Origin of the sequence: Levilactobacillus tongjiangensis, from assembly GCF_003946345.1 — a bacterium.
Lineage (GTDB): Bacteria > Bacillota > Bacilli > Lactobacillales > Lactobacillaceae > Levilactobacillus > Levilactobacillus tongjiangensis.
Genome location: NZ_RHNY01000008.1, coordinates 128,489 through 139,591 on the forward strand (window position 1 = coordinate 128,489; position 11,103 = coordinate 139,591).

Sequence of the window (11,103 nt, forward strand, 5' to 3'; positions counted from 1 at the left end):
CGGTGTCGTATGCCAGTGAAGTCAAAAAAGAATTAACCACCCTGGAAGTTCATCGGGAGAACGCAAAGGCCGAGCTGGTCGCGTTGATTCGGATGAACGGGGCGTTAGGTCTTGCTAATCACCGCTTTGTCTTGAACGTGCAGACGGAAAATCCAGCAATTGCTCGCCGGATGTATCAGTTGCTCAAACAGTTTTACGACTTAGAGAGTGAACTGTTAGTTCGCCGAAAAATGAAGCTAAAGAAGAATAATCTGTACATTGTTCGGGTTAAAACCGGCGTGACTGAGGTTTTATCTGACCTGGGAATTTTCGATGGGATGCAGCTCTTGGAGTCCGTTCCAAAGGAAATCTTTGATGATGATATGCGGGTTCGTTCCTATCTTCGCGGGGCCTTTCTGGCCGGTGGGTCTGTGAACAATCCAGAGACTAGTCGGTATCATTTGGAAATTTACTCTTTGTATGAGGAGCATAACCAGATGATTGCTGAGATGATGAACCGTTATAACTTAAATGCACGGACAATTGTCCGTCGTAGTGGGTACATCACTTACTTGAAAGGTGCCGAAAAGATTGCGGACTTTCTTTCGCTGATTGGCGCAACGACGGCAATGCTTCGCTTTGAAGATGTCCGGATCATGCGGGACATGCGGAACTCCGTTAACCGATTGGTGAACTGCGAGAATGCCAACCTGGATAAGGTGGCCAACGCGTCGACTCGTCAAATCGATAATATTCAGTTTATCGAGGCCACCGTGGGGTTAGGGCAGTTGCCTACTAAGCTCCGGGAAGTGGCAGAGACCCGACTAGCACATACGGAAGTCAGCTTGAAAGAGTTAGGCGACCTGGTACCCGGTGGTCCAATCTCAAAGTCTGGGATCAACCATCGTTTACGTAAGATCAATGATTATGCCAAACAATTAAGGGAAGAGGCTTCGGCCTAAATAAAAGCGTCACTGACATTTCGGCAAGGAAACCTGCTGAAATGGCGGTGACGCTTTTATTCTGGGGCCTGACTGGTTCCGAGAAGCAACAAATTAATGAAAACGCTACCATTATATAGGCAACTAATTGGTGGGCCAATTGTCCGCGACGCCGGGATGCAGATTTTCAGATGTGGTTGCTATTGTGGAAGCATAAAAAAACCATTGGCCGGTAGCCAATGGTTTTTTGAAGAAATTACTTCTTTTGTTCACTACTGTTAGTCATGATGTGGTCGATCAAACCATAATCGACGGCTTCTTGAGCACTCAAGTAGTTGTCCCGTTCAGTATCTTGATTCAGACGCTCAACTGGTTGACCGGAATTATCAGCCAAGATTTGGTTGATCAATTGACGAGTCTTTAAGATTTCACGAGCAGCAATTTCAATTTCAGTCTGTTGCCCCTGGGCACCACCGGATGGTTGGTGAATCATCACTTGGGCGTGAGGCAATGCAAACCGCTTGCCCTTAGTCCCAGATGAAGCCAAGACACTGGCCATGGAAGCTGCCATCCCCAACGTAATGGTTTGAACGTCGGATTGGATGAAGTTCATGGTATCGTAAATGGCTAAGCCGGAAGAAACCACACCACCAGGTGAGTTAATGTAAAGTGAAATGTCCTTGGTGGAGTCTTGGGCGTCCAAGAAGAGCAACTGTGCAATGATGGCGTTGGCCATGTCATCTTCGATGGGACCTGATAACATGATGATTCGGTCCTTTAATAGTCGTGAATAGATATCATACGCCCGTTCGCCACGGGATGATTGTTCAATAACTGTTGGTACTAAATTCATGACAAGATAGCCTCCCTTTTTGCTTTTAAATGGCTAGCAGTTTGCTAACATGGTGCTAGTTTACCGCTAAGGTCAGGGTAGGTCAAACAATTAGACTCTGTTAATTCCCCTAACCTTTTGACTAAAACTATCATAACAGAGTTTACTTAAACGTCACGTATTCTGTCACATCTTTTGACCACTTACGTCAACTGACCGACCACTCACGCTGTGACCATTTTATTTCTGGAAGAGGTGTGGTTTACTAGGATTAACGAAAAGGGGGTGGAAGCTTGAAGGTCCACGTTGAAATTGATGGCGAGTTGGCTGAACCAGAAGTGGTGATCAAAGCACCAACGGCGGCATCAGCTGACCAACTGCAGGCAGCATTAATGGCGGTTCAACCACCATTGACTCTTACATTGAGTCAACGGGGAAGTCATTATCAGGTTAATTTGGCGGAGGTCTTATTCTTCGAAGTGGCTGATCATCAGGTGACTGTGCATACTGCATCGGAGATGTACAGTACGCGTCGACCGCTGACTGAATTGGCGACCGATTTGCCGGCTAACTTCCAACGGGTCTCCAAGTCTGCCATTCTCAACCGTGACCAAGTTCTGTCGCTCACCAAGTCGGTGACAGGAAATCTGGTTCGCTTTCAAAAATCACACAAGCAGCTCTACGTCTCGCGCCGTTTCTATAAGGGGCTGCAGGTGGCGCTAGAGCGAAAGGGGTAGGTTAATTATGCATCGAAATTGGTTTTGGGGTGTCTTTTTAGTGCTAGCGGCCGGTATTTTGGTTACTAGTCAGTTGGGCATTCTGACGTATCACATTGGATTTTGGACGCTACTAGTTGCCATGTTTTTAGTGGCAGCACTAGTGGAAAGTCTGATTCATTTTGCCGTGTCAGGGACGGTGTTTTCGTTGGCTTTTCTGGCGATTATTTTTGCCAAGCCATTAGGAATCACCACGCTAGCACCCTGGACGATTTTAGGCGCTGCATTATTATTGACGGTGGGATTGTCCATGATTATCAAGCCACGGTGGCGTTGGCGGAGACAAGTTCGATTTGCTGAGAAGTCTTGGCATCATGGTGATAATCACCATTGGCAGGAGGAAGATATTGCCAGCTTAACGGAAGATGATGCCGTGGTGAATGTGAATATGAGTAGTAGCATTCGCTATCTGCAGTCAACGAACTTTCAGCGCGCAGCTATTCGGGTCAACATGGGGAACGCCAAAGTTTATCTGGATAACGTCACGTTGAGTGAGGACGGGGCGACCATCCTCGTAGATGCCTCATTTGGTGGAATTGAGCTCTACTTACCACGGACTTGGAATATTGAGACAGATGTCGATACGAGCTTCGGTGCCGTTGGTGAGAAGGGGGTTCAAGAAGCAGGGGATGGTCCAGTCATTCGGATTCAAGGAAGTGTTTCGTTTGGCAATGTCTCATTGATCTACGTTTAATCTCAGTAGAAAATATTTACCCGACCCCTTGAATTTATATTCAGCATCAGGTATAGTAGTTAGGTGCTCAAAAAGCCGATGCTGTTTTGCGCCCGTAGTGTAATGGATCGCACGTAAGATTCCGGTTCTTGAAATGGGGGTTCGATTCCCTCCGGGCGCATCAGTTGTCGCGACGTTGTCTGACGTTGCGACTTTTTTTGTCCAAAAAAAGTGGTGGGAAACTCCCACCACGTAGCACGTTAAACATTCAGTTGATCCCAACGTTTGCGTAACGGGCCCGCAATTAATGGGGCGACAAGCATGTCGAGGATGAATTCAGGAATGGCATTGGTGACTAAGGAAATCATTAGGACGTATCCTAACGTTTGGTTGCCTTTTGCGCCGAAGGCTGAGGCTACTTCGGGCGTTTGGTAGAATAAGTAAACTAGTCCCAGAACTAGGAGGCTGTTGACTAGGGCAGCACACCCAGCGCCTAGTTGCATGGCGTGACGGTCGGACCATTGATGATGCCGCGCCCACAGAAAGAGTCCGCCGGCAGCCAGTCCCATTAGGAATCGGGGAAGTACTGAAATCAATGGATTCGTAAAGACCAGGGGCGCAACGGGGCTTGAGGGCCAGGTAAACGCCCGAATGAATGTAAGCAGTCCCCAGAATAAGCCAATGGCCATGCCATCCTTAGGGCCTAGCGCGGTTCCAGCCACAATGACTGTTAAACCAATCAGGGTCATGCTAAAGGGGCCCAGTGGAATATAGCCCAGGAAGGGTAAAATATTTTGGAGCAAAACAATCGCCATCAGTAGGGCATCCACTACCAAGCGAAAGGTCTTATGTCGCGTCATCTGTTGAAACCTCCACGAAAAGTTAATGCCGTTATTATAGCATGTTTTTCGAGTCGAAAAGAGAAATCGGCTTGTATTTTTATCCAATATCAGTTATAGTAATCAATGTGTTGTTTAGCACAGGGTATGCGCCCGTAGTGTAATGGATCGCACGTAAGATTCCGGTTCTTGAAATGGGGGTTCGATTCCCTCCGGGCGCATTCGCAAAGCGGTCGAGTCTGAGGCTTTCTCAGGCTCGTTTTTTTATTATCTTATTTGTAAAGGCTTTCACAATTTAAGCGGTGTAAGTGCTTGCTAAAGTGGCTGCTGGAGCATATAATGCTTAACTGTAAGGTTGGCTTGGGTTGGCCTTCAATTTTTTGACCAGGGTGGGCGTTATTTAGCCACCACTGGTCGGTTACTGTCCCACTAGGAGGTAAGCAGGATGCAGGATGATTGGCAGTGGGTAGAAGCAATTATGCCCCAAATGGTTGAAAAGCTGACCAACCGCTTCCGCATGCTACAGGGTGTTGCAAATCTCCAACCAGTTGGGCGGCGAACCTTGGCGTTGAATCTGAACTGTTCGGAACGAGCAGTTCGCACGACAACGGATTCTCTGGCGGACCTGGGCTTCATTCAGATGTCTGTGAAGGGGATGCAGGTTACCGCCGCTGGTCAGCGAGTGTTGCGCGGCTTGATTCCAGTCATGAACGATTTGGCTGGTAGGCAACAGCGTGAACAGGATTTGGCTAAGAAACTGGGAATTGCTCACGTCACAATCGTGGCGGGAGACAGTACCGCGGCAACCGGATCATTGGTTGGCATGGCACAGGCGACTGGCCAAATTCTTGGCGAGCACCTGCCGGCTGGGCAGAATACATTGGCGGTCATGGGTGGTCATACGATGGCGACCCTGGCAGATGTGTTGACCCCGGCGCTAGCAACTAATCGACAGTTACTGTTTGTGCCTGCTCGAGGTGGCGTGGGTGAATCTCCCGCCATTCAGGCGAATGCAGTTGCTGCAAGGATGGCTCAGCGAACTAACGGCGATTTTCGCCAACTCTACGTTCCTGAGCAGTTGACTAGTGCCACGTACAAGCCGCTGTTTGCGGAGCCATCGATTCACGAGGTGCTCCAGTTGATTGCCCACAGTAATGTGGTCGTTCACGGGATTGGCCAGGCACTAGTCATGGCTAAGCGACGGAAAATGACGCCACATGTCATCGATGATTTGACAGCTGCCCACGCGGTGGGTGAGGCCTTTGGTTATTTCTTTGATGACGCGGGCCATGTTGTTAGTAAATTTCCACGGATTGGCCTGGAGATTGGCGATTTAGCCGCTAAGCAATTAGTCGTTGCGGTTGCTGGAGGTGCCGAAAAGGGTGCTGCCATCGCAGCGTACATGCACTTAGCGCCAGCACAGACTTGGTTAATAACTGATGAAGGTGCTGCTGACTTTGTTTTAAAAAAGTGATACACTAAATCTGTATTGCTTTTTAAAAAAATTATTCTTTATTTGCTTCCTGAAGGAGGAAATCACAGTATGACTGTAAAGATTGGTATTAATGGTTTCGGACGTATCGGCCGTTTGGCTTTCAAGCGGATTCACGAACTCCACTCAAGCGACATCGAAGTTGTTGCCATCAATGATTTGACGACACCCTCAATGTTAGCTTACTTGTTGAAGTATGACTCAACTCATGGCCGTTTCCCTGGCGAAGTTTCTGCTACGGACACGGGTATCGTGGTTGACGGTAAGGAATACCCTGTTTACGCTGAACCAAAGGCGCAAAACATTCCTTGGGTCAAGAATGACGGTGTTGATTTCGTTCTCGAATGTACCGGTTTCTACACTTCTGAAGAAAAGGCTCACGCCCACATCGAAGCTGGTGTTAAGCGGGTATTAGTATCTGCTCCAGCCGGTCCTATCACGACTGTTGTTCCAGGCGTTAACTTGGATCAATTGACGAAGGATGACATTATCGTTTCTGCTGGTTCTTGCACGACCAACTGCTTGGCCCCAATGGCTTACTTCCTGAACAAGGAATTCGGCATCAAGGCTGGTACGATGACGACTATTCATGCCTTCACTTCTACCCAAATGATTTTGGATGGACCTCGTGGCAAGAAGATGCGTAACAACCGTACTGCAAGCATCAACACCATTCCTCACTCAACTGGTGCTGCTAAGGCGATCGGTTTGGTTATCCCTGAATTGAAGGGTAAGTTACAAGGACATGCACAACGTGTTGGTGTTGTTGACGGTTCTTTGACTGAATTAGTAGCTGTCCTTGACAAGAAGGTTACTGCTGACGAAATCAACGACGCTATCAAGAAGCACACTGAAGGCAACGATGCCTTTGGTTACAACGGTGACGAAATTGTGTCAACTGACATCATCGATGATGACCACGGTTCTGTCTTTGACCCAACCCAAACGGAAGTTACGACTGCCGGTGACACCCAATTAGTTAAGACTGTTGCTTGGTACGACAACGAATGGGGCTTCACTTGCAACATGGTACGGACGTTATTGCACTTTGCAACGCTCTAATCCCAATGTTGCGGCGTAAGTCGTAAAATAAGCTCGATGAGACGCGGCGGGGGGAGGAATTTCTCCGTCGCGTTTTTTGTTGGGTGAGTTCCACACAAGTTCTTTGAAATTCAAGAATAAGTGCTGTATATTGTGAAAGTAATCTTAAAAGATAATATCCATTCAAGGAGGTTTTTCTAAATTGGCTAAATTAACAGTTTCTGATTTAGATGTTAAGGGCAAAAAGGTCCTCATGCGTGTCGACTTCAACGTCCCAATCAAAGACGGTGTCATTGGTAACGACAACCGGATCGTGGCAGCTTTGCCAACAATCAAGTACGTTATTGAAAACGGTGGTAAGGCAATTCTGTTGTCTCACTTAGGTCGGATCAAGAAGGAAGAAGACAAGCCAGGTCTGTCCATGCGGCCAGTTGCTGAACGTCTGTCTAACTTATTGAACAAACCAGTTACCTTTGTCCCAACGACTGAAGGCAAACAGCTTGAAGACGCCATTGACGGTTTGAACGACGGTGATGTGTTAGTTATGGAAAACACCCGTTACGAAGACGTTAAGAACGGCGAAAACGTTAAGCGTGAATCCGGTAACGACCCTGAATTGGGCAAGTACTGGGCTTCATTGGGTGACGTCTTTGTTAACGATGCATTCGGGACGGCTCACCGTTCACATGCTTCTAACGCAGGGATTGCTGCCAACATGGGCCAAACTGCTGCCGGCTTCTTGATGGAAAAAGAAATCAAGTTCATCGGTGGTGCCGTGGACAACCCAGAACACCCATTTGTTGCTATTTTGGGTGGTGCTAAGGTTTCCGACAAGATTGGTGTTATCGACAACTTGTTGGCCAAAGCTGACAAGATTCTTATCGGTGGTGGGATGACTTACACGTTCTACGCTGCTAAGGGTATGAAGATTGGGAACTCATTGGTTGAAACTGACAAGATCGACCTGGCCAAGGAAATCTTGGACAAGGCTGGCGACAAGTTAGTTCTGCCAGTTGATTCCATTGTTGCTGAGAAGTTTGACAACGATGCCGCTCACAAGACGGTTGATGGCGAAATTCCTGATGGCTACATGGCCTTGGATATTGGACCTAAGTCAGTCGCTGAATTTGAAGATGTCTTGAAGGACGCTAAGACGGTTGTCTGGAACGGACCAATGGGTGTCTTTGAAATGAGTAACTACGCCGAAGGTACTCTGGAGATCGGTAAGTTCCTTGGAACTTTATCAGAAGCCAAGACGATCGTTGGTGGTGGGGATTCCACTGCTGCCGTTCAACAACTCGGTGTTGCTGATAAGCTCTCCCACATTTCCACTGGTGGTGGTGCTTCCCTTGAATACCTTGAAGGTAAGACCTTACCAGGAATTGCCGCAATCTCTGACAAGTAGATTAATAAAGAGCTGTGGTGGTTGTCATCACGGCTTTTTGTTGTGATGGTTGCTCATTGTGAAGGGTCTTCGCTGGCTAATCCAGTGGGAATTCGGTAAGATGAGAAACGTAGTCAATTTATTTTTAGAAAGGGTGGATTAGGTTGCGGATACCACTCATTGCCGGTAACTGGAAAATGAACAAAACGGTCACCGAAGCACGGACTTTTATTGAGGCTGTGCAAGGAAAGTTGCCCGCTTCAGACGTCGTGGAAACGGCGATTGCGGCACCAGCTTTAGATTTACAGACCATGTTAGATGCCAATTCTGAAGATGTCCTGCGGATTGCCGCAGAGGCTTGTTACTACGAAGACGAAGGTGCCTACACGGGTGAGACCAGCCCGAAGGCGCTCCACGAAATGGGGATTCCGTATACCATCGTGGGTCACTCCGAACGTCGCCGCTACTTCAATGAGACTGACGATGTCATCAATCGAAAGGTCCAAGCGGTCTTTCGAAATGGCATGACGCCAATCGTTTGTTGTGATGAAACCATGGGACGCCGTGAGTCTGGTGAAAAGATCCATTGGGTCGTCAACCAGGTTTCCGCGGCACTGAAAGGTGTTAGCGCGGAAGACGCTGCTAAAATCGTCGTCGCTTACGAACCTAGCTGGGCGATTGGGAGTGGTACCTCCGCTTCGACTGATCAGGCCGAAGAAGGATGCTACTTGATTCGCCAAACATTAGCTGACATTTACTCAGATGAATTAGCTAACGGCATTCGGGTTCTCTATGGTGGGAGTGTTAAGCCAGATAACATTGCTGGCTTAATGGCCAAAGATAACGTGGATGGCGTGCTAGCCGGCGGTTCCAGCCTGAACGAAGAGTCATTTGTTCAGCTTGCAAACTACCAAAATTTATAAAACAATCAAAATGTGATTGAAAGTTCAAAGTTAAACTTATAGAATAAAGCATGGGATTGTTGTCTTGTTCCCGTGAAGCCAAACATTCGTTAAGGAGAGAATACAAAAAATGTCTATTATTTCTGATATTTACGCACGCGAAGTCTTAGATTCTCGTGGTAACCCAACTGTTGAAGTTGAACTTTACACTGAAGCCGGTGCAATGGGCCGGGGAATCGTTCCTTCAGGTGCCTCAACCGGTGAACACGAAGCCGTTGAACTTCGTGATGGCGACAAGAGTCGTTTCATGGGTAAGGGTGTTACTAAGGCTGTCGACAACGTCAACAACCTGATTGCCAAGGAAATCGTGGGCTACGATGTTACCGACCAACGGGCCATCGACCAAGCTATGATCGACCTTGACGGTACGCCAAACAAGGGTAAGTTAGGTGCTAACGCTATCTTAGGTGTTTCCTTAGCCGCTGCCCGTGCTGCTGCTGACGAATTAGGCCAACCTCTGTACAACTACTTAGGCGGGTTCAATGGTCACGTCCTTCCTACACCAATGATGAACGTTATCAACGGTGGGAAGCATGCCAACAACAAGGTTGATTTCCAAGAATTCATGATCATGCCTGTTGGCGCCAAGACTGTTAAGGAAGCTATTCGGATGGGTTCCGAAACTTTCCACAACTTGAAGAACCTTTTGAACGAAAAGGGTTACTCAACGGCCGTTGGTGATGAAGGTGGATTTGCTCCTGACTTGAAGAACAACGAAGAACCTTTCGAAATCTTAGTTGAAGCAATCAAGAACGCCGGCTACGTACCTGGTAAGGACGTTGCTATTGCCTTTGACTGTGCCTCATCAGAATTCTACAATGCTGACACCAAGAAGTATGAACTTAAGGGTGACGGTAAGGAATACACTGCTGAAGAATTCGTTAGCTTGCTGGAAAGCATCGTTGACAAGTACCCAGTTGTTTCCATCGAAGATCCTTTGGATGAAAACGAATGGGAAGACTGGCAAATGGCTACTGAACGTTTGGGCAAGAAAGTTCAAATCGTTGGTGACGACTTATTCGTTACGAACACGGATTACTTGGCTAAGGGTATCAAGATGGGCGTTGCCAACTCTATCTTAATCAAGCTGAACCAAATCGGGACTTTGACTGAAACTGTTGAAGCCGTTGAAATGGCTAAGCAAGCTGGTTACACGGCCGTTATCTCTCACCGTTCTGGTGAAACTGAAGACACGACTATCTCTGACTTGGTTGTTGCGCTGAACGCTGGCCAAATCAAGACTGGTTCAATGAGCCGTGGCGAACGGATCGCTAAGTACAACCAATTGATGCGGATTGAAGACCAATTAGGTAAGACTTCCAACTACAAAGGGATTCACTCCTTCTACAACTTGAGCGAAGACGCACGTTTGGCCATCGTTAACAAGTAATTAAACTGTGAATGATGAAAGCAAGCCCAGAAATGGACTTGCTTTTTTTTATTTTCGAAACCAAAAAAATCTCGTTGAATTTCTGCGGAGTTAATCAGTAACGAGGGGGAATTTATATGAGATTGCGAAAAATGATTGGTTTAGTGAGTTTGAGCGTGGTTGTGCTAACGGCTGGTTTTAACGGTGTGACCGCCAGGGCGGCGGAAACGATACCGGCGTTTAGCTATGTTGTTCGGTTTCAAATTGAGGGTGGTGATGAGGATGGTACTTCCAAAACGACCGTTTACCGGGAGACAACACAGGTATCGGATGCTGCCACTCGTGGCACTAACGTCGCGTTACTCCCAGAGATTGGGAGCCTTTTAAAGGTGAAACTTCCTAAACCAGTACCATTAAAAGATTATCATCAACCAACGATTGTCACTTATTTGGCGGGGGACAAGGTGAAAGCGACAATCACGTATGTGGATACACTTGGTCACGTAGTGGGGTCGCGGGTGTCTCATGCCGGACTAAGATTGGGCGGACGTGTTTTTCTGGTTGCGCCAACTGGCTATCAGCTCCAGGCTAATCAGGAGGCTAGCCACGTAGTTTTGACCTCGGCAGAAGTCGTTCGGGTATTGGTACAGCCAGAGCCGGCACCAAAGCCAGAGCCGGCACCAAAGCCAGAGCCGGCACCAAAGCCAGAGCCGGCACCAAAGCCAGAGCCGGCACCAAAGCCAGAGCCGGCACCAAAGCCAGAGCCGGCACCAAAGCCAGAGCCGGCACCAAAGCCAGAGCCGGCACCAAAGCCA

General features: G+C 47.9%; 11 protein-coding genes and 2 tRNA genes. 11 read left to right on the top strand and 2 right to left on the bottom strand.

What is annotated here, in order from left to right; all coding sequences use genetic code 11:
* Positions 1-2 precede the first annotated feature (2 nt).
* On the top strand, positions 3-941 hold the full coding sequence (gene whiA / locus EKM75_RS06680) for a DNA-binding protein WhiA (RefSeq protein WP_125683505.1): 939 nt from the start codon (positions 3-5) through the stop codon (positions 939-941).
* A 235-nt stretch (positions 942-1,176) separates the two neighbouring features.
* Here whiA and clpP read toward each other — a convergent pair whose 3' ends face one another.
* The gene (gene clpP / locus EKM75_RS06685; protein WP_048732353.1) at positions 1,177-1,773 is read right to left on the bottom strand and encodes an ATP-dependent Clp endopeptidase proteolytic subunit ClpP; all 597 of its coding nucleotides are present in this window, start codon (positions 1,771-1,773) and stop codon (positions 1,177-1,179) included.
* Between the two features lie 272 nt (positions 1,774-2,045).
* Between clpP and EKM75_RS06690 the strand changes: the two genes are divergently transcribed.
* From EKM75_RS06690 to EKM75_RS06700, 3 genes are all read left to right on the top strand, one after another.
* Positions 2,046-2,489, top strand: a complete 444-nt coding sequence (locus EKM75_RS06690) for a LytTR family DNA-binding domain-containing protein (protein ID WP_125693131.1) — start codon at positions 2,046-2,048, stop codon at positions 2,487-2,489.
* A 7-nt stretch (positions 2,490-2,496) separates the two neighbouring features.
* On the top strand, positions 2,497-3,222 hold the full coding sequence (locus EKM75_RS06695; RefSeq protein WP_125693133.1) for a LiaF transmembrane domain-containing protein: 726 nt from the start codon (positions 2,497-2,499) through the stop codon (positions 3,220-3,222).
* Between the two features lie 88 nt (positions 3,223-3,310).
* Positions 3,311-3,382, top strand: a tRNA-Arg gene (locus EKM75_RS06700).
* A gap of 79 nt (positions 3,383-3,461) precedes the next feature.
* Here the strand turns inward: EKM75_RS06700 and EKM75_RS06705 are convergent.
* The gene (locus EKM75_RS06705; protein WP_125693135.1) at positions 3,462-4,061 is read right to left on the bottom strand and encodes an ECF transporter S component; all 600 of its coding nucleotides are present in this window, start codon (positions 4,059-4,061) and stop codon (positions 3,462-3,464) included.
* 128 nt (positions 4,062-4,189) lie between these two features.
* Between EKM75_RS06705 and EKM75_RS06710 the strand changes: the two genes are divergently transcribed.
* The 7 genes from EKM75_RS06710 to EKM75_RS12825 form a co-directional block, all read left to right on the top strand.
* A tRNA-Arg gene (locus EKM75_RS06710) sits at positions 4,190-4,261 on the top strand.
* Between the two features lie 224 nt (positions 4,262-4,485).
* A complete protein-coding gene (locus tag EKM75_RS06715; RefSeq protein WP_125693137.1) occupies positions 4,486-5,514 on the top strand; it encodes a sugar-binding transcriptional regulator in 1,029 nt (342 codons plus the stop codon).
* Positions 5,515-5,583: 69 nt separating this feature from the next.
* Complete coding sequence (gap, locus tag EKM75_RS06720; protein WP_125683515.1) at positions 5,584-6,594, top strand: type I glyceraldehyde-3-phosphate dehydrogenase; 1,011 nt, start codon at positions 5,584-5,586, stop codon at positions 6,592-6,594.
* Positions 6,595-6,775: 181 nt separating this feature from the next.
* Positions 6,776-7,978 carry a phosphoglycerate kinase gene (locus EKM75_RS06725; protein ID WP_125683517.1) on the top strand — a complete coding sequence of 401 codons (1,203 nt, stop codon included), beginning with the start codon at positions 6,776-6,778 and terminating at the stop codon, positions 7,976-7,978.
* A 143-nt stretch (positions 7,979-8,121) separates the two neighbouring features.
* Complete coding sequence (tpiA, locus tag EKM75_RS06730) at positions 8,122-8,880, top strand: triose-phosphate isomerase (protein ID WP_125693139.1); 759 nt, start codon at positions 8,122-8,124, stop codon at positions 8,878-8,880.
* A gap of 109 nt (positions 8,881-8,989) precedes the next feature.
* Positions 8,990-10,309, top strand: a complete 1,320-nt coding sequence (eno, locus tag EKM75_RS06735) for a phosphopyruvate hydratase (RefSeq protein ID WP_125693141.1) — start codon at positions 8,990-8,992, stop codon at positions 10,307-10,309.
* A 116-nt stretch (positions 10,310-10,425) separates the two neighbouring features.
* On the top strand, positions 10,426-11,103 hold a 678-nt coding region (locus tag EKM75_RS12825), incomplete at its 3' end, for a hypothetical protein (RefSeq protein WP_191988801.1).